Annotated in this window: 21 protein-coding genes and 4 tRNA genes; 10 read left to right on the top strand and 15 right to left on the bottom strand. The window is 69.5% G+C overall.

Annotated elements, in window-relative coordinates; all coding sequences use genetic code 11:
• Positions 1–4: 4 nt before the first annotated feature.
• From DYZ02_RS06405 to DYZ02_RS06375, 7 genes are all read right to left on the bottom strand, one after another.
• The gene (locus DYZ02_RS06405; protein WP_245945687.1) at positions 5–721 is read right to left on the bottom strand and encodes an alpha/beta hydrolase; all 717 of its coding nucleotides are present in this window, start codon (positions 719–721) and stop codon (positions 5–7) included.
• The gene (locus tag DYZ02_RS06400) at positions 718–2,625 is read right to left on the bottom strand and encodes a M13 family metallopeptidase (protein WP_115685495.1); all 1,908 of its coding nucleotides are present in this window, start codon (positions 2,623–2,625) and stop codon (positions 718–720) included. Before DYZ02_RS06400 ends, DYZ02_RS06405 begins: the two co-directional genes overlap by 4 nt.
• Before the next feature lie 61 nt (positions 2,626–2,686).
• Entirely contained in the window at positions 2,687–6,103 is a 3,417-nt protein-coding gene (locus DYZ02_RS06395; protein WP_342767216.1) for an arabinosyltransferase domain-containing protein, read from the bottom strand.
• Between the two features lie 23 nt (positions 6,104–6,126).
• Entirely contained in the window at positions 6,127–8,118 is a 1,992-nt protein-coding gene (locus DYZ02_RS06390; RefSeq protein WP_115685494.1) for a galactan 5-O-arabinofuranosyltransferase, read from the bottom strand.
• 129 nt (positions 8,119–8,247) lie between these two features.
• Positions 8,248–9,012: a decaprenylphospho-beta-D-erythro-pentofuranosid-2-ulose 2-reductase gene (gene dprE2 / locus DYZ02_RS06385; RefSeq protein WP_115685493.1), complete on the bottom strand. Its 765-nt coding sequence runs from the start codon at positions 9,010–9,012 to the stop codon at positions 8,248–8,250.
• Positions 9,013–9,036: 24 nt separating this feature from the next.
• Positions 9,037–10,452 (bottom strand): decaprenylphosphoryl-beta-D-ribose oxidase, encoded by a 1,416-nt coding sequence (gene dprE1 / locus DYZ02_RS06380; protein WP_115686401.1) that lies wholly within the window; start codon positions 10,450–10,452, stop codon positions 9,037–9,039.
• Between the two features lie 114 nt (positions 10,453–10,566).
• On the bottom strand, positions 10,567–10,803 hold the full coding sequence (locus DYZ02_RS06375; RefSeq protein WP_115686400.1) for a hypothetical protein: 237 nt from the start codon (positions 10,801–10,803) through the stop codon (positions 10,567–10,569).
• Positions 10,804–10,854: 51 nt separating this feature from the next.
• Between DYZ02_RS06375 and DYZ02_RS06370 the strand changes: the two genes are divergently transcribed.
• Genes DYZ02_RS06370 through DYZ02_RS06360 form a run of 3 tightly spaced genes read left to right on the top strand, consistent with a single transcriptional unit; the run spans position 10,855 to position 12,639 of the window.
• Complete coding sequence (locus DYZ02_RS06370; protein WP_115685492.1) at positions 10,855–11,310, top strand: hypothetical protein; 456 nt, start codon at positions 10,855–10,857, stop codon at positions 11,308–11,310.
• Position 11,311: 1 nt separating this feature from the next.
• Complete coding sequence (locus DYZ02_RS06365; protein WP_115685491.1) at positions 11,312–12,181, top strand: hypothetical protein; 870 nt, start codon at positions 11,312–11,314, stop codon at positions 12,179–12,181.
• An 11-nt stretch (positions 12,182–12,192) separates the two neighbouring features.
• Complete coding sequence (locus DYZ02_RS06360) at positions 12,193–12,639, top strand: GtrA family protein (protein WP_245945686.1); 447 nt, start codon at positions 12,193–12,195, stop codon at positions 12,637–12,639.
• Positions 12,640–12,668: 29 nt separating this feature from the next.
• Here DYZ02_RS06360 and glfT1 read toward each other — a convergent pair whose 3' ends face one another.
• The gene (glfT1, locus tag DYZ02_RS06355) at positions 12,669–13,574 is read right to left on the bottom strand and encodes a galactofuranosyltransferase GlfT1 (protein ID WP_115685490.1); all 906 of its coding nucleotides are present in this window, start codon (positions 13,572–13,574) and stop codon (positions 12,669–12,671) included.
• Positions 13,575–13,628: 54 nt separating this feature from the next.
• Between glfT1 and DYZ02_RS06350 the strand changes: the two genes are divergently transcribed.
• The gene (locus tag DYZ02_RS06350) at positions 13,629–14,552 is read left to right on the top strand and encodes a hypothetical protein (protein WP_115685489.1); all 924 of its coding nucleotides are present in this window, start codon (positions 13,629–13,631) and stop codon (positions 14,550–14,552) included.
• A 145-nt stretch (positions 14,553–14,697) separates the two neighbouring features.
• On the opposite strand, the gene wzt is transcribed toward DYZ02_RS06350, so the two are convergent.
• Entirely contained in the window at positions 14,698–15,483 is a 786-nt protein-coding gene (gene wzt, locus DYZ02_RS06345) for a galactan export ABC transporter ATP-binding subunit Wzt/RfbE (protein WP_115685488.1), read from the bottom strand.
• A 20-nt stretch (positions 15,484–15,503) separates the two neighbouring features.
• Complete coding sequence (wzm, locus tag DYZ02_RS06340) at positions 15,504–16,352, bottom strand: galactan export ABC transporter permease subunit Wzm/RfbD (protein ID WP_484027309.1); 849 nt, start codon at positions 16,350–16,352, stop codon at positions 15,504–15,506.
• Positions 16,353–16,614: 262 nt separating this feature from the next.
• Between wzm and DYZ02_RS06335 the strand changes: the two genes are divergently transcribed.
• The gene (locus DYZ02_RS06335) at positions 16,615–17,856 is read left to right on the top strand and encodes an aminotransferase class V-fold PLP-dependent enzyme (RefSeq protein WP_115685486.1); all 1,242 of its coding nucleotides are present in this window, start codon (positions 16,615–16,617) and stop codon (positions 17,854–17,856) included.
• Here the strand turns inward: DYZ02_RS06335 and DYZ02_RS06330 are convergent.
• The gene (locus DYZ02_RS06330) at positions 17,853–18,827 is read right to left on the bottom strand and encodes an NAD(P)H-quinone oxidoreductase (RefSeq protein ID WP_115685485.1); all 975 of its coding nucleotides are present in this window, start codon (positions 18,825–18,827) and stop codon (positions 17,853–17,855) included. The genes DYZ02_RS06335 and DYZ02_RS06330 overlap by 4 nt on opposite strands.
• Before the next feature lie 51 nt (positions 18,828–18,878).
• Between DYZ02_RS06330 and DYZ02_RS06325 the strand changes: the two genes are divergently transcribed.
• Positions 18,879–18,966 (top strand) — tRNA-Ser (locus tag DYZ02_RS06325).
• A gap of 57 nt (positions 18,967–19,023) precedes the next feature.
• On the opposite strand, the gene DYZ02_RS06320 is transcribed toward DYZ02_RS06325, so the two are convergent.
• Genes DYZ02_RS06320 through DYZ02_RS06305 form a run of 4 tightly spaced genes read right to left on the bottom strand, consistent with a single transcriptional unit; the run spans position 19,024 to position 23,175 of the window.
• Positions 19,024–20,154 carry a pyridoxal-phosphate-dependent aminotransferase family protein gene (locus tag DYZ02_RS06320; protein WP_115685484.1) on the bottom strand — a complete coding sequence of 377 codons (1,131 nt, stop codon included), beginning with the start codon at positions 20,152–20,154 and terminating at the stop codon, positions 19,024–19,026.
• A 42-nt stretch (positions 20,155–20,196) separates the two neighbouring features.
• The gene (locus DYZ02_RS06315; protein ID WP_115685483.1) at positions 20,197–21,885 is read right to left on the bottom strand and encodes a carbohydrate-binding domain-containing protein; all 1,689 of its coding nucleotides are present in this window, start codon (positions 21,883–21,885) and stop codon (positions 20,197–20,199) included.
• Positions 21,878–22,594 (bottom strand): polyphosphate polymerase domain-containing protein, encoded by a 717-nt coding sequence (locus DYZ02_RS06310; RefSeq protein ID WP_115685482.1) that lies wholly within the window; start codon positions 22,592–22,594, stop codon positions 21,878–21,880. Before DYZ02_RS06310 ends, DYZ02_RS06315 begins: the two co-directional genes overlap by 8 nt.
• Positions 22,594–23,175 carry a DUF4956 domain-containing protein gene (locus DYZ02_RS06305; protein WP_115685481.1) on the bottom strand — a complete coding sequence of 194 codons (582 nt, stop codon included), beginning with the start codon at positions 23,173–23,175 and terminating at the stop codon, positions 22,594–22,596. Before DYZ02_RS06305 ends, DYZ02_RS06310 begins: the two co-directional genes overlap by 1 nt.
• Positions 23,176–23,391: 216 nt before the next feature.
• Here DYZ02_RS06305 and DYZ02_RS06300 point away from each other — a divergent pair.
• The 4 genes from DYZ02_RS06300 to DYZ02_RS06285 all read left to right on the top strand — a co-directional run bounded on the left by DYZ02_RS06300 (position 23,392) and on the right by DYZ02_RS06285 (position 25,169).
• Positions 23,392–23,483 (top strand) — tRNA-Ser (locus DYZ02_RS06300).
• A gap of 1 nt (position 23,484) precedes the next feature.
• Positions 23,485–23,560 (top strand) — tRNA-Arg (locus DYZ02_RS06295).
• Between the two features lie 113 nt (positions 23,561–23,673).
• Positions 23,674–25,026, top strand: coding sequence for a magnesium transporter (gene mgtE, locus DYZ02_RS06290; protein WP_115685480.1), 1,353 nt, complete (start codon positions 23,674–23,676; stop codon positions 25,024–25,026).
• Positions 25,027–25,093: 67 nt separating this feature from the next.
• A tRNA-Arg gene (locus DYZ02_RS06285) sits at positions 25,094–25,169 on the top strand.
• Positions 25,170–25,297 lie beyond the last annotated feature (128 nt).

The following is a 25,297-nucleotide window of genomic DNA, read 5'->3' as shown; positions in this document are numbered from 1 at the left end:
CCGCTCAGGCACCCGCCCGCAGGAACTCGGCGACGTCCGCCACGCGGCGCCGCGCCTGGGCGGGGGTGGACACCCACCCGGCGGTGAAGTAGTCCTCCCGCCTCTGTACCAGCACGTTCTCCGCGGCCGAGACCTCTGCCTCCGGGAAGGTGGCCACGTAGGAGTCCGCCTCGGCCCGGGGAAGATCTCCCCGCGCCCCCAACGCCCACAGCGCCACGGAGGCCGCGCTCCGCGCCCGGGCGTACTCCACCGCGGCGGGGATGTCGCCCGCGTCGGCGACGTCGAGGATCGTCACCCCGGACAGCTCCGCCGCGCCGGCGACCTCCGGGCGCCACGCGTGCTCGCGCGCCTGCGGGCCCAGCACCGGCGCGCAGGAGACTGCCCATGCCCCCGACGGGCGCGACGGGGTGAACAGGGTGCCCAGCTCGACGTCCTCGGCCGACACGTCACCCGGGAAGGCCACGCCGGGCATCGTGTGGTCGACCGCCGAGCCGAGCATGAGCATCGCGGCGTGCGTCAGCCGGTCGGGCAGCCGCGCCAGGTAGGTGTCCGAGGGCTCGCCGTCCACCGGGTACGTGGCCTCCATGTAGGACACGATCTGCTCCATCTGCAGCTGCTCCGGCAGGATGCGCTCGACGCCGCCGACGTTGAACTCGGGGGTTCCCTGGACGTTTTCGGGGTAGGCGTCGTCAAGTGAGCCCTGCTCGAGGGGTTTTCTCACCAAATCGTCACCCGGTCCTGCTCGTCGAGCCACATCGCGGAGCCCGGCTCCACGTCGAAGGCCTCGTAGAACTCGGGGATGTTCGCCGCGATGACGTTGCAGCGGAACTCGTTCGGCGAGTGCGGGTCGATGGCCAGCAGCTGGGCCGCCATCTCCGGGCGTGTCTTCGAGCGCCACACGCGCGCCCACGAAAGGAAGAGGCGCTGGAAGCCGGTGAACTGCCCGTCGACGTCCGCCACGGGCAGCGCGGGGCCGTCGGAAAGCCCCTGCTCCTTCAGGTAGAGCTTGTACGCCACGACGGCGATGCCCAGCCCGCCGAGGTCGCCGATGTTCTCGCCGAGGGTGAACTTGCCGTTGACGCCGCTGATGTCCTCGCGGCCCTGCAGCACCGAGGGAACCAGGCCGTCGAACTGCTCCACCAGCTTCGCGGTGAGCTCGTCGAAGCGCTCGCGGTCCTCGTCGGTCCACCAGGACTGCAGGTTGCCCAGGCCGTCGTAACGCGAGCCCTGGTCGTCGAAGCCGTGCCCGATCTCGTGGCCGATCACCGCGCCGATGGCGCCGAAGTTGTCCGCCGCGTCCGCCTCCGGGTCGAAGAACGGAGGCTGGAGGATGGCGGCGGGGAAGGTGATGTCGTTGACCACCGGGTTGTAGAAGGCGTTGACGGTCTGCGGGGTGGTCACCCACTCGTCGCGGTCGGCGGGCTTGCCCACCTTCGCCGTCTGGTAGGCGTGCTCGAAGGCGGCGCCGCGGCGCACGTTGGCCAGCAGGTCCGCGCCCTTCGGGGAGAAGGTCAGCTCCGAGTAGTCGCGCCAACGGTCCGGGTAGCCGATCTTCGCGTTGAACTGCGCGAGCTTCTCCAGCGCCCGCTCGCGCGTGTTCGGGCCCATCCACTCAAGCTCGGTGATGCGCTCGCGGTAGGCCTGGATGAGGTAGCCGACGAGCTCCAGCATCCGGTCCTTGGAGGAAGCGGGGAAGTGCTTCTCGACGTACACCTGGCCCATCTCCTCGCCGACCAGCGACTCCGCCAGGCTCACGCCCCTCTTCCAGCGGTCGCGCTGCTCCGTCGCCCCGGACAGCACGGTGCCGTAGAACTCGAAGTTGGCCGCGCCGACTTCGTCGGGGAGCACGCCCGCCCGGGAGCGCAGGATGTTCCACGCGCCCCACAGCTGCCAGTCCGCGAAGGTCTCCGGGCGCAGCATCCCCGCCAGGTCCTCGGTGAAGGAGGGCATCATGTTGATCACGCGGCCGTCCCCGAGCCCGGAGGCGCGCAGCAGCGTCTGGATGATCGGCGGCAGCTCGCTCAGCTCGACCGGGTTGTACGTGGCCATCGCGTCGCGGGTGGACACGACATCCCAGTGGCTGTGCGCCAGCTGCGTCTCCAGGTTGACGATGCGCTGCGCCGCAATCTCCGGCGTCAGCCCGAAGAGGTAGGCGGGGTCGAGGAAGCCCAGCATCCTCTCCACGTGCGCGCCGTACTTCCGCAGCGTCTCGGCGTGCTCGGGGGAGTGGTAGTAGGCCTCGTCGGGCAGCCCGAGCCCGCTCTGGATGAGGTAGGGCACGGACTCCTCGCCCTGCGAGTCCTTCTCCACCCAGTAGGACAGCGGACCGCCGACGCCCTCGCGCTCGAGGAGACCGAGGTTGTGCACGAACTCCTCGATGTCGGCGGCGCCCAGCCGCGCGAGGTCCTCCTCCAGCGGGGCCATGCCCGCGGCGTTGACGGCGTCGGTGTCCATGAAGGAGAGGTACAGGTCGCCGCCGCGGCCGGCGCCCTGCTCCAGAAGGGCGCGGACGTCCTCCTCCGCCTTGTCGCGCAGGGCGTAGAAGGCGCCGTCGATGCCGCGGTCGGCGGGGATGGTGTGGGATTCCACCCAGTGGCCGTTGACTAGTTCAAACAGGTCGTTCATGCCACTACCTTAACGCGGGGCGGAAGACCGACGCGCGGGTTCGCGCGCCGGGCCCCGCCGCCTAGGTTTCGTCGGGGTTGCGGATCTTCATCGGGCCCGGCGACCACCAGCCGCTGCGGGTGATCTCGTCGTGGCTGATCTCCGCGAGGCGGGGCTCCCTGCCCGCCGAATCGGTGCGGCGCTCGTACTTCGCCACGGAGCCCCAGTCGCGCTGCCAGTCGCCGTCGAGGTAACCCGGGATTTCGTAGGAGTAGTTCACGGCCTCGGCGGTGGCGAGGGCGCCCCCGCCGAGGAAGTCCATGAAGCCCGAGAGCTGCTTCTTGCCCGGGGCGTCCGGCATGATGCGGAACTCGGGGATCTCCGCCACGCCCGCGTAGTGGTTGAACGTGCGCTGGCAGGGATACTGGAAGGCCACCGACCAGTCGAGCAGGCCCGGGGTGTCGGGCTCGAGGACGTCGCCCAGCGGAGCGAGCGTGGGCACGCGCAGCGGGGTCACCGCCATCCAGTCCTCCAGCTTCAGCGAGGCATCCTCGCCGACCAGCCGGGCCACGTCCGCCTCCTCGGGCAGGTCCGCCAGGGGGTAGCGCAGGTTGCGCCACGACGGGGTCGGGCCCTGGTCCAGCATCTCGACGTCGCCGAGCACCTCGACCTCACCGTCGCCGGTGCGCTTGCCGTACTCCAGCTTGAGGTCCGCGCCCTCCTGCTCCACGCCGTTGATGTCGTGGTGCGCGATGCGCCCGGCCACGGAGGTGACCAGCAGCGGGGCGTCCTCGCGGGCGTCGGGAAGCTCGTACCAGGAGGTCTCGATGTAGGAGGAGGCCTCCGGGTTGTCCGAGAAGGTGCCCAGGACGGGCACCCGGTTGTAGTCCAGGTTGAAGGGCAGGCGCACCGTGGAGCCGTTGACCCCGCGCATGTTGGCGGGCCTGTTGCCCTGGGTGCTGGTGCGGGAGGTCGACTGCTCCTGGGCGGTGGTGTCCGCCACCTTGGAGTCGGTGCCGCCCGCCGCCTGCGCGGTGTCGGTGGTGCCGTCCGTCGTCGCCCCGCCCGCATTCGTGCCCGCAGCGGCGTTGTCCGCCGGGGCCGCGGCCGCCGCGTCGCCGCCGGTGGTGCGCGAGTCGGAGGTGGCCACGTTGTCCTTCTCCGAGACGATGTAGGCGGGCACGCCCTCGGGGGCGAAGCCGCGGTTCTCTCCCGAGTCGAGGGAGCGGCCCAGCGGCACCCCGGCGAGCGGGGTGAGGAAGGAATCGTTCGTGTCGGTCTCCAGCAGCACCTCGCCGCCCAGGGCGCAGCTGTTGCCCGCGAAGGTCTTCACGTTGCCCATGCCCACCGAATAGGCCGGTGCCTGGTCGATGAACGCCTTGAGGAAGGTGAGGCAGGAGAACGCGACCATCAGGACGGACACGACGGCGATGGGGGAGGACATGACGCCTGCCCAGCGGCCCCGCTCGGCCCGGCTCAGGCGCCCGCCCGGGCGCAGGGCCTGCACCACCGCGACGCCCAGCACCAGCAGGGTGATGGCCAGCATCACCGTGTTCGCCTCCACGGCCTTCAGCTGGACCGTGCGGTCCCACCACGGGACGCCGAAGGAGGAAACGTACCACCAGGCGTTCCAGCCCGCCAGGGAAAGGGACATGATGAACAGCACCGCGGCAATCGCCAGGGTGCGGTTGCGCGCCGAGCGCAGTGCCACCTGGCTGAGCACCACCGCGCCCACGGCGGCGGCCGCGCCGCCGACGCCGGCGTAGATGCCGAAGTGGTGCGTCCACTTCGTCGGCGTGAACATGAAGAAGAACGTGGTCAGGCCGACGATCATGACCAGCCTGTTCACCGGCCCGCGGGAGGCGCCCGGCACCCCGCCGAAGCGGGAGAGCGCCCAGAGGATGAGCACGAAGGAGAAGGCGAAGATGAACATCGGGAAGCGGCGCGTCATCGAGCCGTCCACGGACTGCTGGAACAGCGTGTAGTAGCGCGCCGCCTCGGCGTACCACTCCAGGGCCGGTCCCACCTCCGAGCGCACCGCCGTGGCCTCCAGCACCGCCGCGAGGGTCTGGTCGTGGAACACCGGGATCATCACCGCGGTGCCCACGCCCAGGAACGCCGCCACGTAGGAGAGGCGGGGCGCCAGGTCCAGGCGGGCGTTCATGGTGCGGAACAGCTCCGGCAGGCTGATGAGGAACACGCCCACCGCCGCCAGGCCCGTCGGCCCGCACGCCAGGGTGAACGCGGCGATCAGGGTGCCCACGGCCGCCGGGAACAGGCGCTGCGAGGCGATCGAGCGCTCGAAGGCCGCCCAGGTGGCGATGAGCCCGAGGGCGATGATCGGCTCGGGGCGGGTGCCGTTGTCGTAGGGCAGCCAGAACGCGAGGAAGACGAAGGCGGCCGTCCAGTAGGCCACGCGGCGGTGCGCGATGGCGGTGCCCAGGCGCGGCAGGATCTCGCGGGAGAGGATCCACCAGATCAGGATGCCGGCGAGCAGCGTGGGCAGGCGCATCCACATCGACGCGGTGGACACCTTCGCCAGAAGCGAGAGCAGGTCGTAGAACGGGGAGCCGAAGGGCGACTCCGGCACCCCGTACCAGCGGTAGTAGTTGGCCATGTAGTCGGACTCGTTGGCCACCCGGGCCATGGTGAGCAGGTAGCCGTCGTCCGAGGTGTTGGCGCCGAAGACGTGCCAGAAACCGAGCACGCCCAGCATCACCCCGTCCAGCGGGGTGAAGGAGCGCCACGCGCGGGTGAACAGGGGCAGGCGGCGCCCGTCGGCGCGGTCGAGGCGCCAGAGGCTGTACAGGGCGACCAGCGTCGCCAGGGAGCCGACCACCATCGCCAGGGTCTTGATCAGGGTCGGCGAGGAGGTGAAGCGGGAGTTGATCTGCACCTGGGAGGAAAGTCCGGCGTCGCTAAGCGCGGCGGCGTCTCCCTCGAGCTCCGTGTAGATGCCGGTGACCTGGGGCCTGAGGTCGTCCTCCGTCTCCTCGCGGAGGTCGGTGCCGGGCACCTCGACGGTCGCGCTCTCGTCGGTCGCGCGGACCTTCACCGTCGCCCCCTGCGGCAGCTCCTTGACCTCCTCGGGGGTGAGCTCGAAGATCACCTTGTTGACGGAGTTGACCACGATGCCGCCCCCGGGCGCGGTGACGAACATGCCGCGGTCGTAGGCCTCGCTCGACGAGTCGGGCAGCGTGCCCACGATGGTGTTCTGCCCTTGCCGGATCGAGCCGATCGCGGAGACCGGCACGCTGAGCTCAATCTCGTCGGGGGCGAGCGAGATCAGCGGCGCGTTGACCGAATCCAGCGACCCCTGCTGCGGCCAGCTCAGCGAGGACTGGACCTGGTTGACCGGCAGCAACGGGGTGAGGACGAAGCAGACGAACGCCACAAGGCCCGAGACGGCGGCCAGGCGCGCGAAGCTTGTCGACGCCCCGCCGCGCGCCACCGACGTCGAGCCCGCCTGCTGGTTGGAGACTGTTTCAGGTGCTGTCACGTGTTGTCACTCTACTTTCCGGCTCACGGGTTGCGAACTGCCACCACGAAGGGGCCGATCTTCCTGACGTCCCAGGCGGGGGAGTCGAAGGCGGCGGGGTTGAAAAACAGTGCCTCGTAGCGCACGTTCGGCTGGCTGGGGAAGATGTCGTGCGCGATGTGGGTCTTCCACGGCTCGTCGGGGGTGTCCAGGTCGCCGCGGAAAATGAACGCGTCCGGCGCGCGCCAGGGAGCGGAGTCGAGCGCCGCCGTGAACTCCCCCGGCTCCGACAGCTGCGCGAAGGAGCCCGCGGACCACTCCTGGAGGGCCGCGTTGCGCAGGTGGAACTCGCCCAGGGGGTTGGCGTAGTGGCTGGTGAAGGCGTTGAAGCCGTAGAAGGGGTTGAACGCCATGAAGTTGATCTCGTCGGTGAACACGACGGAGTCCTGCTGGGGGTGGCCGTGGTCGACGATGAAGTCGGTGATCTCCGCGTAGTACTGCGCCGCGTCCGGGGGGAAGCGGTCGGCGCGCTCGCCGTAGCCGTCGGTGTCGGCGTAGGCCTGGTCGATGTGGGCCTCGTTCTCCTTCGGGATCTGCTGCACCAGCGATAGCCCCGCCCCGGCGAGCAGGACGGTGAGGACGGCTGTGACGGCGCGCTTCCCCGCCCCGCCAACCCGCGCGGGGTAGAAGTACTCGATTCCGATGAGGCGCGCCTCCGCCAGCGCCAGCACGCCCGCGGTGACGAAGAGCAGGGTGATCAGCACTTCGAGCCGGAAGCCCAGCAGCGACGTCCCAGCCAGGGAGGCGGCCATCGAGCCGAGCGCCCAGACGTAGCAGACCGCGATGGCCAGCGCGAGGCCGGTGAAGTCGGTGTTCTTGAGCCGCAGCAGCAGAAACGCCAGGCCCGCGAGGCTGAGCGCTCCCACGATGGAGAGGGAGAAGAACGGCAGGGGGAACACGGTGCCCTCGGTGGGCAGGAAGTGGTTCGCCGTGCTGCGCACCTCGTAGCCGCCGAAGAGCACCTGGTAGAGGTAGGGGCCCCACGAGATCAGCGCGATGAGGATCGAGCCGACGCCGATGGCCACCAGGTGCGTGACGGGGGTGAGGCTGCGCTCCTTCCGGGCGTAGCACACCGCCGCGAAAACGACCACGGTCAGCGCAGAGATGGCGGTGTAGAGGGTGTAGAAGTTCGCCGAAACACCCAGGTAGACGGCAAGCGCGGCGGTGGCCGGCCACGAGCCGGTGAGGGCCTTCGCCGAGGCGATCGCCGCGGCGGGGACGAACATCGCCACGATGGCGGCGTAGGGCTCGTCCGGCGTCTGCGTGAGCACAACCGCGGTGGTGATGAGCGCGACGGTCGCCGCCACCGGCAGGGACGAGGTCAGCTTCTGCCACAGCGGTGTGAGCGCCGCCGCCGCGGCCGCCAGGGAGACGATGGCCCACGGCTGGTAGACCTCCCATCCGGGCATGCCGAGCAGGTTCGCGGCCCGCCCGCCCAGCCAGAACCATCCCAGCGGGTAGAAGGTGGGCAGATCGATGTAGCTCATGTCGTGGTTGCCCAGCTGCTGCGCCATGCGCGACAGGAACTGGGTGCGGAAGCCCTGGTCCACCTGGATGCCGTCCAGGTAGAGCTTCGTCGCGCTGAGGGGCAGGCCCAGGGAGGTGAGCACCAGGGCCGAGGGGGCGAGGGTGGCGGCGACCTCCGTGAGGACGCGGCGCCACCGGGGGCGGGGCGCAGACGCGTCGGCGTCGCGCATCCAGAGCCACAGCAAAAGCGCCACCGCCACGATCACGACGAAGGAGGTCGCGGTGGCCAGCGCCCGCGTCGACATCGACGTGTTGAACGCCGGCAGTGAGACGGAGTGGAGGACGAACCAGCCCAGCAGGGCGAGAAGCGCGCCGCCCGCGGCGGCGGCAAGGGAGCGCCAGACGGTGGCGCCCACGCTCAGCGCGTCCGGGCTGTACTCGACGGTGCGGAACTCCGCGCGGTGGTCGGCGTCCGGGTCCGGGGGTGTTTCCGTGTGAGAAACGTGCATGCCTTCCAGTTTCTCACACGGGTCCGACAAACCGGTGGTGGCGAGCGGGCGGGGCCTGGGATCAAGCCGGGGATCAAGCCGGGGATCAGGCTGGGGATCTGGGCCGGCGCCCGTGGGGCGTCGTGAAGCTTAGAAGCTCAGGCGACGCATGATCGGGGCCGGAATGTGCTGGAGCACGAAGGAGACCGGGCCGAAGAGCTTGTGCACGAAGACGCTGCGCTCGCCCTTGAGCGCCGCCTCGACCGCGGCCTCGGCGACGTCCTCCTTGTTCACGGTCAGCGGGGCCTCGTCGAGGCCCGCCGTCATCTTCGTGCGCACCTGGCCGGGGCGAACCACGGTGACCTTCACCCCGTCGCCGCGCAAGGCCTCCCCGAGCTGCAGGTAGAAGCCGTCCATGCCCGCCTTGGCGGAGCCGTAGACGAAGTTGGAGCGGCGCACCTTCTGGCCCGCCACGGAGCTCAGGGCGATGATCGTGCCGTGGCCCTGCGCCTTCATCGCCTGGCCCAGCAGGACGCCGACGGAGACGTAGGCGGTGTAGTTGGTCTGCGCGGACTCCACGGCGAGGGCCTGGTCCTGCCACAGGGCCTCCTGGTCGCCCAGGGTGCCGAAGGCCACGACGGCCACGTCGACGTCACCGGCGGCGAAGGCCTCCCGGATCACCTCCGGGTGGGAGGCGAAGTCGGTGGCCTGGAAGTCGACCACGCGCACCTCGCCGGCGCCCGCGCGGGTCACCTCCTCGACGGCGGCCTCGGCGCGCGGGGAGTCCTTGCGCAGCGCGAGGGTGACGGTGGGGGCGCCGCCCCGGGAAATGATCTCGCCGACGGTGGCGAGGCCGATCTCCGAGGTGCCGCCGATGAGCAGGATGTGCTGGGCTTGGCCTACTGCGTTAAGCATGTGGTTTCTCCTTTGTGCGGGCTGCTAGTTGAGCTCGAGGCGGCGGGACATGTCGGAGGCGAACACGCCGGTCGGGTCGATGGCGTGGCGGGTGTCCAGCCAGCCCTGCATCCCCGGGTACATGGCGTGGAACTTCTCGGCGGAGGTGCGCGACTCCTTGGCCAGGTAGAGGCGCCCGCCGAACTCCATCACCTGCTGGTCGAGGCGGTCGAGGAACTCGCCGAGGCCCGGGCGGATGGGGAAGTCGACGCAGACGTTCCAGCCCTTCATCGGGTAGGACAGCGGGGCGCGGTTGCCCTCGCCGAACAGCTTGAACACGTTCAGCGCGGTGTAGTGCCCGCTGGACTGGATCTGGTAGATGATGTCCTTGAACGGCTCCACCGCGTCCGTCGGCACGACGAACTGGTACTGCAGGAAGCCGGCCGAGCCGTAGCCGCGGTTCCACTCGCCAATCAGGTCGAGCGGCTGGTAGAACTGCGTGAGGTTCTTCACCTGGTTCCGCGCCGGGGCGCCCATGAGGTAGTAGGCCTCGCCGATGGCCATGAGGGAGAGCTTGTTCATCGTCCACGAGGGGAAAATGTCCGGCACCGTCATCAGCTGCGGCGCGTTGAACTTCAGGGGGTCCTTGGCCAGCTTGGGCGCGAACTCCTCCAGCTGGGCCAGGGTGGCCAGGGAGCCGCGGGAGATGGTGGAGCGGCCCGTCTTCGGCGGGGCGGAGATGGCGTCGAACCAGGCGGAAGAGTACTCGTAGTTCACCTCGGAGCCGTCGGAGTGCGCCGCGATCGTCTCGTCGAGGGTGTCGGTCCGGTCGGTGTCGGCGATGAAGTAGGCGGTCTCCGTCTTCGTCATGCGGATGCGCGCGCGGAGGATGATGCCGGTCAGGCCCATGCCGCCGACCGTCGCCCAGAACAGCGTGCCGTCCGGGTCGTCGGCGCTGCCCTCCGGGGTGAGGTGGAGGACCCGGCCGTCTGCGACCAGGAGCTCCATGGACACGACGTGGTTGCCGAAGGAGCCGGCGGTGTGGTGGTTCTTGCCGTGGATGTCCGGGCCGATCGCGCCGCCGATGGTGACCTGGCGGGTGCCGGGCAGGACCGGGACCCACAGCCCGAAGGGCAGCGCGGCCTTCATGAGCTGGTCGAGGTTGACGCCGGCGTCGACGTCGACGATGGCGGTCTCGGGGTCGATGGAGTGGATCTCGTTGAGCGGCTTCATGTCCACGACGAGCCCGCCGCCGTTCTGAGCCGGATCGCCGTAGGAGCGGCCCATGCCGCGGGCGATCACGCCGCGGCGCTGGTGCTCGGGGAGAGCCTCGTTGTCCGCCGCGACCTGCGCCACCGCCTGCTTGATGATCTCGACGTCGGGGGTGGACAGGACGTGGGCTGTCGACGGGGCCGTCCGGCCCCAGCCGTGGAGCGACTCAAGGGTGGTGTGAAGTTCCATGTTCTTCGGTGGGTTCTTCAAGGGTTCTCCTTCATAGGCGACGCAATCCAGCCTAGCCCGCGTCCGCCGAAAGTCGGATCGGAACACTGTTATATGCGTCTCCGATGAGACCGGCTAAAGGTCCATGATCTCCCGGATTTCCGCAGGTAGCTCCTCCTGCGAGGAGATGACCGGGCGGCCCGCCGCCTTATGCTCACGCAGCAGGTCGTAGACGCGGGTGCGGGAGACGGAATCCAGGAAGGGCAGCTCCTCGGCGAAAAGCCGGGCCATGAAGTCGGACAGGGGGGCCTCGATGCGCTGGGCCGCCTCGTGCGTCGCGTTGGGGTCGTCGCCCTTGTAGTGCTTCCTCATGCCCACCGAGCTTAGTTCCCCGCTCCGCGGCTGCGTCTACCATGGGCCAGCATGAACGCACCCCACTCCCCGCAGCAGCACGACGCCCCCGAGCAGATCGACTACAACGCCCTCGACGACACCTTCGGCGGCCAGCTCATCCAGGCCGGGTTCATCGTCGGCTACTACGCCGTGGCCGACGTCACCCGCCACGTCGTCGCCGCGCGGCTCGCCCTCGCGGCCGCGAACCTCGCCACCGTCGCGGCGTTCAACGCCTTCGACGAGGAGCCGGGCAACGACCTCACCTCCGCCGTCACCCGCGAGGCGAAGGGGCCCGCGGTCACCTGGGCGGTGCTCGGCGGCGGCGCGGCAGCGGCAGCGGGGGTGACGGCGGCCAGCGCGAGGCTGCACCGCGCGGCGGCCCGCTCGCTGAGCCGGCGCGGGGTGCGCGCCCCGTTGACGTTGATGGGCGCGGTGGTTGCCGCGGGCTACCTCGCCGCGAAGAACGTGAAGCCCGCCGCCCGGTGACATGAGCACGGACCCAGGGCTGCACCGCGCCCCCGTGATCGACCTGGCGCTCGCCCGCGCCCGGCTCGGCCCGGCGCAGCGGCGGGGCTCGACCCTCGTCGTGCGCGTGTCCACGATGAAGGCGGACGAGGAGATCTACCGCTACCTCGGCCTCGACGAGGACACCGCGCTCGCCGACGTCCCCCGCGTCATCGCCACCGCATTCTCGCTTCCCGACGCCCCACCGGCCCCCGCCCACTTCGCCGGCGCGCCGGGCGCCGCCGCTCCGGGCACCCTCGGCGAGGCGCTGCGCGACGGGTTCTCCTTCACCTGGGGGCTGTGGCGCTTCGACCTGGAGCTCGCGCAGCGCCACCCCCGCGACGGCGCCACGCCGCCGGCCGTCTGCATCGCCGGCGCCGGGGACCTGGGCGGGGAGCCCTTCGACATCGCCGCGGTAAACCGCCGCCTCATCGGCGACGACCGGGCCGACGACATCCTGCGGGCGGTGCGCCCCGAGCTCCGGGACGTGATCCTGCGCTCCCGCATGTTCGACTACGTGCTGCTGCTACAGGCCCTGGATGTGCGGGAGGGGGGCGTCGACGAGCGTGCCCGCGAGGCGGCCGCGACCCTGCCCCGGGAGCGCAGCGCCCGAGGCCGCGACGCGTTCTGGTGCGTGCTCCTCGCGCTGGCGTGCTTCGCCGACGAGGAGACGACCGACGCCATCACCGAGTCCACGTTCGAGGCTCTCGGCTGGGGGTTCATGACCGCCCCTGAGGTGCGGGAACTGTGCGCGGGCTCGCTGGTCAGGCTGGCCTCCCTGGGGGTTTGGGGGCCGGGGGAGGCGGCGCCCGTGGACCGGCTGGAGGTTTTTCGGGCGCTGCTGCGCAGGTAAGCTGGTCGCCCGTGTGCAAGGAGTACAAGCAATCCGTGCTGAAGCAGCTCGTGCCGTTCATCATCATCGGCATCGGCTGCGCCGTCGTCGACTTCGGCATCACCTACTCGCTGACCGAGCTGACGGGCCTGTCCCGCACCTCCTCCAAGGTCGTCGGCTGGATCTTCGGCACCCTCATCGCCTACGTGCTCAACTCGCGCTTCGCGTTCCAGGCGCAGGTCAACGCCAAAAAGGCCGGGGCGGTCTTCGTGCTCTACGCCGTCACCTTCCTCGTGCAGGTCGTGCTTTACGACGTCACCGACGCGCCCCTCCAAGCCCTCGGCCTGGTCAACCCCTGGAAGGACGGCGTCTCCTTCGTCATCGCCCAGGGCGTGGCCACCGTGACGAACTTCGTGCTGCAGCGCCGCGTGATCTTCAAGGAGGAGACCAAGATCGTGCTCGAGCAGGACCCCGTGTAGCTATTCGGGCCTGCTTCTAGGGCCTCCTCTTAGGGCCTCCTGAAGTCCTCCCGCGCCCCCATCCGCAGCAGCTTCGCCCAGCGGAAGAACTCGCGCGGGTTCTTCTTCTCCACCAGGAAGAACCAACCGAACCGTACGACCTCCTGCAGCTTCATCTTCCGCATGCCCTGCTGGTTCATGATGTAGCCGCGGTTGCGGTAGGTGAAGAAGCGCTTCGTCTCGTTGTCGGGCCACTGCGCGTGCGCCCGCCCGCCCATGATGGGCAGGAACTCGCCGGAGCCGTCCGGGTGGAGATAGGCGGTGGTCAGGGCCGTGCCGTACTTCAGGCCCGAGTTGGCCAGCCGCCGGTGGTACTCCACCTCGTCGCCGCGGATGAAGAGCCGGTAGTCGGGCACGCCGATGCGCTCCATCGCCTCCGCGCTGATGAGCGCGCCGTTGAACAGCGAGGCGTACTGCGGCAGGAACTCGCCCTCGAGCTCGGCGGTCGTGCGCTTCCACGTCAGGCCCTGGCGCAGCGGAAACGCCAGCTTTCCGGGGTCGTCGATGTTGACCACGATGGGGCTCACCTCGTGGAGACCGTGCTGGCCCGCGACGGCGTAGAGGGTCTCCAGGACCCGGACATCGGCGGGGCGCCCGTCGTCGTCGGCGCACCACACGGCGTCCGCGCCGAGCGCGAGGGCGTGGAGGAAACCGTAGGCGAAGCCCCCCGCCCCGCCCAGGTTCGTGTGCGAGGGGAGGTAAACGGCCCTGTCACCGGCCTTGTCCCGCAGCAGCTCCTCGACCTCCGGCTGCGCCGCATTGTCCACCACGATCACCCACTCCACCGGGTGCGTCTGGTTCACCACCTGCTCCAGCGAGCGACTCAGCAGCTGCGGGCGGTTGTGGGTGACGATCACCGCAGCGGTCGTCCCGCGCGGGTTCAGGGTGGCAGTCATGCCCTCCATTGTGCACGAGGGAACCGGCGGCGCCCGACAGGACTCTAAGTGGGTATGCACTCCTTCCACGTCGACTGCCCCTGGTCGCTCTCTCGCGACGGGGAGGTCCGCATTTCCCGCCGCCATTACCTGCCCGAAGCTGAGCTCCTGCCCGCCGACGAAGCCAACCTGCGCGCCCGCGCGCACCCCAGGGGGGTTGCGTACCGCGCCCCCGCCGGCGCCCGCGCGCTCGCCCATGCGGTGGAAAACCCCGGTTGTGTGATCAGCGGTTTCGGTGCGCTCGCGCTGCACGGGTTGCCCTACCTCGTCGAGGGGCACGACACCTTGCTTGTGGCCCCGCGAGCCACCAATCAGGTTGGTGACGAGCACCGCCCCGCGGTCCGCCGCCGCGGTTGCCGCCCCTCCGAAGTGTGGACATTCCACATAAACGGCTACCCCTTCCGCGTCGCCTGCCCGGCCGCCGCGACCATCCAGGCGTTGAAGGAGATCCCGCGCGAGGAGCTCCCCGCAGTACAGCTCCTTGACTGTGTCCGGCGCTTCCTCGGGGCCCAGCCGAGTGAGATTTTCGACGCCGGCCGCCACCGACTGAGCAAAGAATGGCTGCAACACATTCTTCGTCTCTCCAGTCCGCACCCCGACTCCCCGAAGGAAACCGAGATGCGCCTGCTTGTTGAGGAGGTTGCGAACCGCTTCGGCCTCACCGTCCGCGAACAGCACCCCGTTCACCAGTCTGGGCGGCTCATCACCGTGTTCGATCTGGCCCTCATCGAGCCCCGCGTCGGCATCATGTACGACGGCCGGCACCATTGGGACTATCAGCAACGTCAGAAAGATGCTCTGATCAATCTGGATGTCACTGCCGAGGGGTGGACCCCGCTTCGGTTTTCCTCCGGGACGCTGCCGGAGCTTCCAGCCCGGCTCGAGCGGCTCCTCAGTGACAAATATCGAGCGGGAGGAAAACCCACCTGGGGAAAGTGACAAATATCGGGCTTCACGGCCCAAATCTGTCACTCACCGAGTCTCCCGGGTGACAGATTTCGAGGTGCCGGGAACCCCACCTGCAGAAAGTGACAAATTTGGGGCGACGGAACCCCAATCTGGCACCCCCAAACCCAAAACCAACCTAGCCGTGGAAGCGCTCCACCATCTCGGCGACGTGCTGCCCGGCTTCGGGGCCTTCGTAGGCTTCGACGACGTCGGCGACGAGGCCGGCCTGGCGGATTTCTCCCTTGTCCACCCAGAGGGCGGTGGTGCAGAGCTGGGCGAGGAAGTCGTTGGAGTGGGAGGCGAAGACGAGGATGCCGGAGCGTTCGACCATTTCGGCGAGGCGGACGCGGGCCTTGGCCATGAAGGCGGCGTCGACGGCGCCGATGCCCTCGTCGAGAAGCAGAATTTCGGGCTCGATGGAGGTGACCACGCCGAGGGCGAGGCGGACGCGCATGCCGGTGGAGTAGGTGCGCAGGGGCATGTTGAGGTAGTCGCCGAGCTCGGAAAATTCGGCGATTTCGTCGATTTTGGCCTTCATTTGCTTGCGGGTCTGGCCGAGGAAGAGCCCGCGGATGATGATGTTTTCGTAGCCGGAGATCTCGGGGTCCATGCCGACGCCGAGGTCGAAGACGGGGGCGACGCGGCCGCGGACGTCGGCGACGCCGCGGGTGGGTTCGTAGATGCCGGACAAAAGGCGCAGGAGGGTGGACTTGCCGGCGCCGTTGTGGCCGACGAGGCCGACGCGGTCGCCTTCGCGCAGGTGGAGGTTGATGTCGCGCAGCGCCTCGACGACGACGGTGTTGGAGGCGTTCTTGCCGATGGCGCCGCCAGCGGAGGAGACGACGGCCTTTTTCAGGGAGCGGGACTTGGCGTCGAAGATGGGGAAGTCGACGCAGGCGTTGTAGGTGTCGATGGAAACCATGGGAGTCCTTAGGAAAGGGGCTAGACCCAGTAGGGGACGCGGAAGCGCCACTGGCGCATGACGAGCAGGGCGAGGAGCAGGCCGACGACGGTGCAGACGCCGACGATGCCCCAGTGGTAGGCGGCCACGTCCTTGCCGATCAGGGGCGCGCGGACGATCTCGAGGTAGTGGTAGAGCGGGTTGAGCTCGGCGATGCGGGCGCGCTGCGCGACCTCGCCGCCCTGCTCCTTCAGGGTGGAGGTGGTCCACACGATGGGGGTGACGTAGAACAGCAGCTGGACGAGAGCCTCGAGCAGCGGCGCGACGTCGCGGAAGCGGGTGGCGATGATGCCGAAGAGCATGGTCACCCACACCCCGTTAAGCACGAGCAGGGCGAGAGCCGGGACGGCCCAGAGGACCGACCAGCCGAGGGGGATGCGGAAGACGAGGACGAGGATCACCCAGATGACCATGTTGTGGGCGAGGAAGAGCAGTTGGCGCCAGACGAGGCGGTAGACGTGCACCGACAGCGCGGAGGGGAGCTGTTTGATCAGGCCTTCGTTCTCGATGAAGACGTTGGCGCCGTCCTTGATGCAGCCGGAGATGAAGCCCCAGATGATGAAGCCCACGGTGACGTGGGGGAGAAACTCGCGCACGGAGATCTGGAAGAGCATGGAGTAGAGCAGTCCGAGGGCGAGGGCCATGACGCCGGTGGCGATGGTGATCCACAGGGGGCCGAGGGCGGAGCGGCGGTAGCGCTGCTTTATGTCCTGCCAGCCGAGCTGGAGCCACAGCTCGTGCTGCCCCCATCCGCGGGTCAGGTCGCTCAACGCCATGGCGAGTGTCTTGGAGCGCGACTTCGGCGTTTCTCCGGCGGCCGCCGATGTCATGCGGGAGACGTCGGCGAGCAATTGTTTCTTGTCCTGCACGCCCACAACACTAGCGCCCGTGGCCCTGGTCTCCGTGAAGCGCGGGGTCCGGCCGGACTGATTCATGCCGGTTTTCTTACGTGTCGAGCAGGGAAAACGCGCCCGCGGGGCCCGAGCAGGGGGTGTGCATAAGGGCGTGCGGGTGTGCATAATTGGATGCGTTATTTTCTCGTCCGGTTTTGAATTATATTCGTTGGTCGACAGTTCTTTGGAGGTGGAACGAATGGCTTATGACGTCGCGAGCGTGCGCGGCCTGTACACCTCCCTGTCGGACGGGTGGACCTACCTCAACGCCCACGCGTGCCCGCAGATCCCCGAGCGTGTTTCGGCCGCCGTGTCGCGCTCGTTCCGCATGTCCACTGCGGTCGCTCGCCCGGAGCCGGCGGCCGGTTCGCACTGGCGCCAGTCGGCCGGCCAGCCCGAGGGCTTCGCATTGCTTAGCGACGCCCGAACGGCCGTCGCCGACCTCGTCGGCGCCGCCCCGGAGCGCGTGGTCCTCGGCCCGAACCTGCACGCCCTGTACTCGGCGCTGGCCGCGTCGATGCGGCCGATGTTCCGCCACAACTCGACGGTGGTGCTGAACAACCTGGACCGCCCGGAGCTGACCTCCGCCCTGTCGCGCGCGGATGCCGAGGAGCGGTGGGCGCAGGCGGATCTGGGCACGGGGGACCTGCCGGCGTGGCAGTACCGCGATCTTGTCGACGGGACCACGCGCCTGGTCTCGGTGCCGGCGGCGCACGGCCTGCTGGGCAACGTGGTGGCGGTGGCGGACGTGGTGGACACGGTGCGCAGCCGCTCGCGTGCGTGGGTTGTCGTGGACGCCTCGGCGTTCGCGCCGTACCGCCCGATCACCTTCGACGAGTGGGGCGCCGACGTGGTTGCGGTGGACCTCGGGGAGATGGGCGGGCCGGACGTGGCGGCCCTGGTGTTCCGCGACGAGGCCATGTTCTCGCGCCTCGAGCCTCTCGGCCGCCCGGACGCCGAGGGCGCGGCGAAGCTGGCGCAGCGCGTGTCCCCCGGCCTGGCGGGCGGTGTTTCGGCGACGGTGGAGCACTACGCCGCGCTCGCGGAGCCCGCCGCGGGAGGGCGCCGTTCGCGCCGCAGCCGCCTGGTGGGTTCGATGGCCGAGGCGTCGGCCTACCTTAACGGCCTGCGCGATGACCTGCACACGTTCCTCGGCACGCTGCCGGCCGTCCACATCGTGGGCGTGTCGGGGGAGGCGGCCGACGGGGCGTCGGTGGACCGCGTGCCGAGGCTCAGCTTCGGGGTCCTGGGGGTGCCCTCGTCGACCGTGAACCAGCGGCTGTTCGCCAACGGCATCGTGGCCACCGAGGCCCCGTCGAGCCAGCTTTTCGACGACATGGGGGTCGCCGAGATGGGCGGGGCCGTGACCATTGCCCTCGGCCCCTTCAACACGTCGAACGACGTGGACCACCTCATCCGCGCGGTGGCCTCGCTGGCCTAGTCGGCTCGGCCGTCGCCCGCGGTGAGCACGATCTTTCCGGTGTTGTCGCCGGAGTCGAGGTAGTCGTGGGCGCGGGCCGCCTCCGCGAGGGGGAAGGTCCGCGAAATGGTGGGGGAGATGGTGCCGTCCTCGAGCAGCGGCCAGACGTTCTTGACGGTGTCGGCGACGATCTCTGCCTTCATGTCCACGGGTCGGGCACGCAGCGTCGTGGCGTGGACGGAGAGGCGCCGCGGCATCATCCGACCCAGGCTCAGGGTGCCCTTCGCCCCGCCCTGGAGGGCGATGACGATGAGGCGGCCGTCGGCGGCGAGGGACTTGATGTTGCGCTCGAGGTAGTCGCCGCCGATGACGTCGAGGATGACGTCGCAGGATTCCTTGAGCTCCTCGGCGAAGTCCTGCTCCCTGTAGTTGATGAGGATGTCGGCGCCCAGCTCCCGGCAGTACTCCAGCTTCTCGGCGCTGCCGGCGGTGACCGCCACCTCGCAGCCGAGCGCCTTGCAGAGCTGGATGGCGAAGGAGCCGATGCCTCCCGAGCCGCCGTGGATGAGGACGCGGTCGCCCTCCCTGATCCCCGCGAGCATCCCCAGGTTCGACCAGACGGTGGCGGCCACCTCGACGACTCCCGCCGTCTCCTCCAGGCTGTATCCCCGCGGCACGGGGGTGAGTTGGCCCTCGGGAACCGCGACGTACTCGGCGTAGCCCCCGCCGGCGAGCAGGCAGCCCACCTCCTCGCCGACGGTGCGGCCAGTGTCGCCAGCGTCGGCGATGACGCCGGCGCACTCCAGGCCGATGATCTCGGAGGCCCCCTTCGGCGGCGGGTAGATGCCCTGGGCCTGGGCGAGGTCGGCGCGGTTGACGCCGGCGGCTGCGACCTTCACCAGCACCTCGCCTTCGCGGAGGGTGGGCGTGTCCACCTCTGTGAGCTCGAGGGATCGGGGGTTGTCGGGGTCGGTGAGCGTGATTGCCTTCATGCCGCCCCAGATTATCCAAGTTTTGCGCATCCGGGCTAAGATCAGTGCGCTGGAGACGTGGCAGAGCGGCCGAATGCACCGGTCTTGAAAACCGGCGAGGGTCACACCTCCGCGGGTTCAAATCCCGCCGTCTCCGCCACGGCAGAACCCGGGCGCACGCACCGTGCGGCCCGGGTTCCTGAGCTTTTTGGGGGTTCTAGCCGATCTGGTCGAGCGCCTCGATGAAGCGCTGCGCCGCCGCCTCGGGGTCCTCCCACTTGTCCAGGCCGAACAGGCCGATGCGGAAGGTGGAGAAGTCCTCGCCCTCGTCGATCTTCAGCGGCACGCCCGAGGCGATCTGCAGGCCGTGCGCCTTGAAGGCGGCGCCGGACTGCTGCTCGGGGGTCTTGGAGTAGAGGACGACCACGCCGTTGGACTCGTACCCCTCGGCGGCGACGGAGGTGTAGCCGCGCTCGTAGGCGGCCTCGCGCACGAGCCGGCCCAGCTTCTCCTGGCGGGAGGCGAGGGTGTCCAGACCGTCGCGGGTGGATTCCTTCATGATCTCCAGGTTGTGCACGATCGTGTCCGTCGGCAGCGTGGAGTGGTAGCCGGCCTTGCCCTCGCGGTAGCCCTCGAAGATCTCCAGCCACTTCTTCAGGTCGAGGGTGAAGGAGGTGGACTGCGAGGAGTTCACGGCCTCGCGGGCCTTCGCGTCGAGCATGACGTAGCCGGTGGCCGGGGAGCCGGACCAGGACTTCTGCGGGGCGGAGACCAGCACGTTGACCCCCGCGTCCTTCATGTCGGTGAAGGAGGCGCCGGCGGCGATGCAGTCGAGGACGAACAGGGCGCCCGCCTCCTCGGCGATCCCGCCGAGGCCGCGCAGGTAGTCGGCGGGGAGCGTGAGGCCGGCGGCCGTCTCCGTGTGCGCGGTGACGATCACGTCGGGGGAGAACTTCTCGACGGCCGCTCGGACGTCGTCAAGCGAAGGCGGGGCGAAGGAGGGGTTGGGCGTGTCGGATGTCGGGCGGGCGTTGAGGACCTCGACCCGGTCGGTGATCGCACCGGCCTCGATGATCTGCGACCAGCGGAAGGTGAACGGGCCGGAGCGCAGGATGAGAACCTTCCTGCCGGTGAAGAGCTGGCGGGCCACCGCCTCCATCGCGCCCGTCCCGCCGCCCGGGACGAGGGCCGCGGTGTCGGCGTTGTAGGCGGAGGTGAGGATCCCCAGAATCTCCTGCGCAGCCGTGATGAACTTCTGCGACATGTGGTTCAGGGAACGGTCGGTGAAGACGACCGAGTACTCGAGGAGGCCGTCGGGGTCGATGTCGGGGCGGGGCAGATTCGTCATAGATCCTGAGGGTAGCCCGAAGCCGCCCGCCCGGCAGGCGGTTTAGCGCGGGCCCGGGCCGCCCATCCCCCTGCCCGCGGCGGTGGCCGTGTTCGTGGTCACGGCCGTCCCGTTGACCTGGTAGGTCTGCCCGGCCGCGACGTCCGGGGAGGAGTAGACGAGGTTCTGTGCGACCTTCGGGGTGGTCACCGAGGCGAGCACGCTGCCGTCCTGGCCCGTGACCTCGACGGTGTCCCCCGCCGCGGCGCTGATGGAGGACTGGATCCAGGCCTGGGCGCTGGAGGAGTCGGGGGTTTCGGCCATCCCGGCGGAGCCGACCGCCAGCAGGGAGCCGCCGGAGACGGTGAAGGTCCCCGCCACGTCGAGCGCGCCGTTGCCGTTGTCGGTGGGGCCGAACACGGTGGTCGAGCCGCCGCTGATGGTGGCGTCGCCGTTGGAGTCCAGGCCGTCGCCGCCCGCGTTGACGGTGACGGTGCCGCCGGAGATCGTCAGCTGCTCGCCGGTGGAGGCGTCCATCCCGCCCTGCGGCGGCTGGCCCGCCTGACCCTCCAGCATGAAGGACATCGGGGGCATCCCGGCGCCGGTGTCGGCCGCGTCAGTGGCACCGGTATTTCCGGCATCGCCCGACTCGGCGACGGCCGCCTCGCCCTCCTCGACGGTGGTGGAGCCGGAGGCGTTGATGCCGTCGTCGGTGGAGGTGAAGTCGACGGTGCCGGCCGAGATGGTGATGAGGCCGCCCTCGAGGGCCTCGCCGGACTTGGCGACGGTCACGTCCGCCCCGTCGAGCACGGCCGCCACCTCGGCGTGGATGCCGTCGTCGCCGGCGCTGGCGGCGAGGGTGCCGCCGCTGAGTCGCAGGGCGCCGTCGGAGTGGACGGCGTCGTCCTGGGCGTCGATGGTGGCCTCGCCGCCCGAAGCGAGGATGTAGCGGCCGGCGGAGATGCCCTTGTCGGTCGCGGTGGCGTTCAGCGTGCCGTCCGTGAGGATCACGTCGGTGGAGGCGGAGAGGGCGTCGTCGCCCGCGGTGAGGGTGGCCGTGGCCCCGCTCAGGCTGATCCAGCCCTTCGTCGCGTCCTCAGCCGCGTCCTTGGTGGAGGTGACGGCGTCGGCGCCGGCGGTAACGGTGACCGCGCCGCCGGCGAGGGTGACGGAGTCGGTGCCGCGCAGGCCGTCGTCGGCGGCGTCGACCGTGAGGGTGCCCGACTGGACGACGAGGTCGTCCTTGGCCACCACGCCGTCGCCCGAGGACGTCACGCGCAGGGAGCCGGACCCGGTGACGGTGAGGTCGGAGGCGGCGTTGATTGCCCCGGCGTCGGTGCCCACGCCCTCGGCCGCGACGGTGGAGTCGCCCTCCAGCACCAGTGCGGCGTCGCCGGCGTCGACAGAGATCTGCCCGGTGATGGTCGCGCTGTCCAGGATGAGCACCACCTGCTGGTCGGGGGCGTTGACGGTGACGCGGTCGTGGGTGCCCGTGATGCGGTAGACGCCGCCGGTGATCTCTCCGCCGTCCCAGTCGGTGGCGCCGGAGGTGTCGGCCTCGACGGTGGTGGCCTGGGAGTTCGCGGCCAGCTGCTGCTGCGCGGTCGGTGGGTTGGTGGTGTCGGCGTCCGCCGCGGAGCTGGCGGTGGTTTCCGAGGCGGCGCTGGCGGTGAAGGAGCCGTCGGCGTCGAGGGCGGTGCAGGAGGCGAGGGTGAGGGAGCAGGCGGCGGCGAGGGCGAGGTACTTACGCATGGGAGGTGGTCCTTTCGAAGTGGCGGTTGAGGGTGCGGGTCCATTTGCCGGCGGGAAGCTCCGGGTGGAGGGCGGCCATGCCGCAGCCGAACTTGGACACGCTGACGGGGCGGTGGCCGCGCGACCAGAGCAGCCGGTCGATGGAAGAGGGGGTGGCGGTGGATTTCGTTTCTACGAAGACCAGGTCGAGTCCCTCCAGGGTGGACCCGGAGGTCCAGGTCAGGTCGGTGTCGATGGTCGCGCGCCCAGCGTCGGGCGGGCTGAGCGTCATCCGCCGGTAGGTGTTGGTGAGCACCGGGGCCAGCTTGTCGACGTCCCCCTCGCGCAGCCGCCCGCCGAGCGAGTGTGTGAGCCAGGAGGCCGGTGTGGCGTCGACAAGCGTGCGCTGCTTGACGGTGACCCCGCGCGGGCCCTTGGTCTTGACCTCCAGGAAGGACACGCCGGTGTCCTCGTAGGTGCGGGTGCGGACCTTGAAGCGCAGGCGGCGGCGGTAGGCGGCGTCGTGGTAGCAGCGCAGGTCGGGCGTGTCGTAGTACACGGTGGTGTAGCGCTGGCGGGTCGTCCCCGCGATGTCGAGGACCCTCGTCCCTGCGGGCAGGCCGTCGAGGAGGAGCTCGAGGTGGCTGTGGCGGATGAGGTACTTGCGGTCGACGCGGGTCATCATGGCGTCGCGGCTGTTGAGCTGCTCGAGCGTGATCGTCTCCAGCATCAGCTGACACCTACCGGGGTGTTGCGCACGACGAGCTCGTGGCGGCGCAGGCGCGCGTTGACGAGGGTGGTGTCGTTGACGAAGTCGAGGCGGAGCACGTCGAGGCCGAGGACCTCCGCCCCGGTCAGCTCGGCGACGCGGTCCTCGAGGGAGAGGCGGTCGGTGTAGGCGTGGTCGACGAGCAGCGTTTCCTGGGTGTGGCGGGAGTACATGCCGTCGGCGGCCGCGAGCACGGCGACGATGAGGGCGACCACGGCGCCGGCCGTTAGCGGGCTGCCGGAGATGCCGCAGATCAGGCCGATGGCCAGGGCGGCGAAGTAGTAGGCGACCTCGCGCTGGGAGATCTCGGAGCTGCGCAGGCGGATGATGGAGAGGACTCCGAAGAGCCCCATCCCGAGCCCGACGCCGATCTCCGAGGTGGCGAGGACGCTGGCGACCCCGAGGACGCCGACGTTGACGCCGAGGAAGGCGACGACGAGGTCGCTGCGCTGGTGGCGGGGGAAGTACACCCCGAAGACGAGCAGGGCCATGGCGGCGAGGTCGATGCCCACCATGGTGAGGAGTGTGGAGGAGACGGCCATGGGTGGCCTCCTTTCTGGGACTGGGTACGCCACTTATGCTGCACGGTTAACGTTCGGTTAAACCCCCATGTCGCTGGGGTAATGCGAGGACTTAGCCAAGCCTTGCCTGTGCTAGGCTGGACGAATCCTGTGAGCGTTTGTGGCCCAGGTGGGTAACCCGCCGGCGGCGGGCATTTGGCCGCCGGCCCCGTCGTTGGGTAGTATTCAACGAGGTCTGGAGACGTGCCAGAGTGGCCGAATGGGGCTCCCTGCTAAGGAGTTGCCCTCTTTGCGGAGGGCCGCAGGTTCAAATCCTGTCGTCTCCGCCACGCGCCCGTAGCTCAACGGATAGAGCATCTGACTACGGATCAGAAGGTTGGGGGTTCGAATCCCTCCGGGCGCACCAACCACAACCCCGCTTCGGCGGGGTTTTGTGTTGCCTGGGGGGCGGGCGGGACACTGTAGTGTTGTGTGGGCTTAGCGCGGGCAGCGAATCGAGAGGTCAAAGGCGGTCGAGTCATGGCGAGGTCGGGTGCGAAACTGTTCCAGCGGCTGGGGAGACGCCGCGACGTCAGCCCCGGCGAGCTCGAGCACATGCAGGCGCAGCTGGAGTCGATGTCGCTGCGCGAGATCACGAGCCTGGTCGAGCGCCTCGCCTCCGTCGACGGCGCGAAGGTGCTGCGCATGCTGCCCCCGGAGCGCTCGCTCGCCGTCTTCGACGTGCTCAACCCCGGCCACCAGGCCGACATCGTGGCAGCGCTTGGCGACGACAACGTGGTCGACTACTTCGACTCGATGGGCGCCGAGGACCGCGTCGCCCTGCTGGACAACCTTCCCGCGCAGATCGCGGAGCGCCTGCTCCAGGACCTCGACGAGGACGACCAGCGCGTTACCAACGTCGTGCTCGGCTACGGCAAGGGCACGGTGGGGCGCAGCATGTCCCCGGCCGTGCCGGACGTCACGCCCGGGATGACGGTGCAGCAGGTCGTCGACATGCTCCGCGCGGACGTGGAGAAGCTGGAGACGATCTACACCATCCCCGTCATCGACGACGACCGCGGCCTCGTCGGCGTGACCAGCCTGCGCCGCCTCTTCCGCAGCTACGGCGACCAGCTGATCGGCGACGTGCTCTCGGAGGCGACCCCCGTGCGCGCGACCGACGAGGTCGAGGGCGCCGCCCGCTGGCTCATGTCCACCGACATGCTCGCCGTGCCCGTGGTGGACGAAGACAACCGCCTCGTGGGCATCTTCACCTACGACGAGGCCCAGGACGTCGTCGAGCACGCCGACACCGAGGACTCGGCCCGCACCGGCGCCTCCGAGCCGCTCGGCAAGCCGTACCTGTCCACGCCGGTCCAGCAGCTGGTCCGCAGCCGCATCGTCTGGCTGCTCGTCCTCGCCGTCTCCGCCACCCTCACCGTCCAGGTCCTCGACGTCTTCGAGGAGACCCTGGAAAAGGCCGTGGTGCTCTCCCTGTTCATCCCGCTGCTCACGGGCACGGGCGGAAACACCGGAAACCAGGCGGCCACGACGGTCACGCGCGCGCTCGCGCTAGACGACGTCCGCAAGCGCGACATCCTCGAAGTCATGTGGCGCGAGCTGCGGGTGGGCATGATGCTCGGCGCCGTCCTGGGCACCCTCGGCCTGGCCGTCGCCTCGGCGGTCTACGGCGCCGACATCGGCATCGTGATCGGCTCCACCCTGTTCCTGATCTGCTCCATCTCGGCCACCGTCGGCGGCATGATGCCCATCGTGGCCAAGGCCGTCGGGGCGGACCCGGCCGTGTTCTCCAACCCCTTCATCTCGACCTTCTGCGACGCCACCGGCCTGATCATCTACTTCTTCATCGCCAAGGCGGTTCTCGGAATCTAGCGCTGTGCAGGCGTTTTGGAGGTGCGCGGGGCGCGGTGTAAAGTTCCTTTTCGTTGTCAACGACACCGCGCCCGTAGCTCAACGGATAGAGCATCTGACTACGGATCAGAAGGTTGGGGGTTCGAATCCCTCCGGGCGCACCACCTGAAACCCCGCTTCGGCGGGGTTTCCGCGTTAGGGAGTAGCTCTATATGAGGTTTCTCAGCGTCAGGGAGCCAGCGTCCTGTTCCCCACGGGGTCACGGCCTGCGCAGCCAGGGGGCAGCGGCGCG

This window comes from Corynebacterium senegalense (assembly GCF_900411315.1).
GTDB classification, from domain to species: Bacteria; Actinomycetota; Actinomycetes; order Mycobacteriales; family Mycobacteriaceae; genus Corynebacterium; species Corynebacterium senegalense.
The sequence above is the reverse complement of the archived record's forward strand: the minus strand, read 5'-3'. Positions and strand labels throughout refer to the sequence as shown.

Excerpts from the sequence above, each read along its gene's own strand:
- DYZ02_RS06400 (WP_115685495.1), bottom strand. The coding sequence starts at position 2,625 with ATGAACGACCTGTTTGAACTAGTCAACGGCCACTGGGTGGAATCCCAC.
- DYZ02_RS06390 (WP_115685494.1), bottom strand. The coding sequence starts at position 8,118 with ATGCACGTTTCTCACACGGAAACACCCCCGGACCCGGACGCCGACCAC.
- dprE2 (WP_115685493.1), bottom strand. The coding sequence starts at position 9,012 with ATGCTTAACGCAGTAGGCCAAGCCCAGCACATCCTGCTCATCGGCGGC.
- dprE1 (WP_115686401.1), bottom strand. The coding sequence starts at position 10,452 with ATGGAACTTCACACCACCCTTGAGTCGCTCCACGGCTGGGGCCGGACG.
- DYZ02_RS06375 (WP_115686400.1), bottom strand. The coding sequence starts at position 10,803 with ATGAGGAAGCACTACAAGGGCGACGACCCCAACGCGACGCACGAGGCG.
- DYZ02_RS06370 (WP_115685492.1), top strand. The coding sequence starts at position 10,855 with ATGAACGCACCCCACTCCCCGCAGCAGCACGACGCCCCCGAGCAGATC.
- DYZ02_RS06365 (WP_115685491.1), top strand. The coding sequence starts at position 11,312 with ATGAGCACGGACCCAGGGCTGCACCGCGCCCCCGTGATCGACCTGGCG.
- glfT1 (WP_115685490.1), bottom strand. The coding sequence starts at position 13,574 with ATGACTGCCACCCTGAACCCGCGCGGGACGACCGCTGCGGTGATCGTC.
- DYZ02_RS06350 (WP_115685489.1), top strand. The coding sequence starts at position 13,629 with ATGCACTCCTTCCACGTCGACTGCCCCTGGTCGCTCTCTCGCGACGGG.
- wzt (WP_115685488.1), bottom strand. The coding sequence starts at position 15,483 with ATGGTTTCCATCGACACCTACAACGCCTGCGTCGACTTCCCCATCTTC.
- wzm (WP_484027309.1), bottom strand. The coding sequence starts at position 16,352 with ATGACATCGGCGGCCGCCGGAGAAACGCCGAAGTCGCGCTCCAAGACA.
- DYZ02_RS06335 (WP_115685486.1), top strand. The coding sequence starts at position 16,615 with ATGGCTTATGACGTCGCGAGCGTGCGCGGCCTGTACACCTCCCTGTCG.
- DYZ02_RS06330 (WP_115685485.1), bottom strand. The coding sequence starts at position 18,827 with ATGAAGGCAATCACGCTCACCGACCCCGACAACCCCCGATCCCTCGAG.
- DYZ02_RS06320 (WP_115685484.1), bottom strand. The coding sequence starts at position 20,154 with ATGACGAATCTGCCCCGCCCCGACATCGACCCCGACGGCCTCCTCGAG.
- DYZ02_RS06315 (WP_115685483.1), bottom strand. The coding sequence starts at position 21,885 with ATGCGTAAGTACCTCGCCCTCGCCGCCGCCTGCTCCCTCACCCTCGCC.
- DYZ02_RS06310 (WP_115685482.1), bottom strand. The coding sequence starts at position 22,594 with ATGCTGGAGACGATCACGCTCGAGCAGCTCAACAGCCGCGACGCCATG.
- DYZ02_RS06305 (WP_115685481.1), bottom strand. The coding sequence starts at position 23,175 with ATGGCCGTCTCCTCCACACTCCTCACCATGGTGGGCATCGACCTCGCC.
- mgtE (WP_115685480.1), top strand. The coding sequence starts at position 23,674 with ATGGCGAGGTCGGGTGCGAAACTGTTCCAGCGGCTGGGGAGACGCCGC.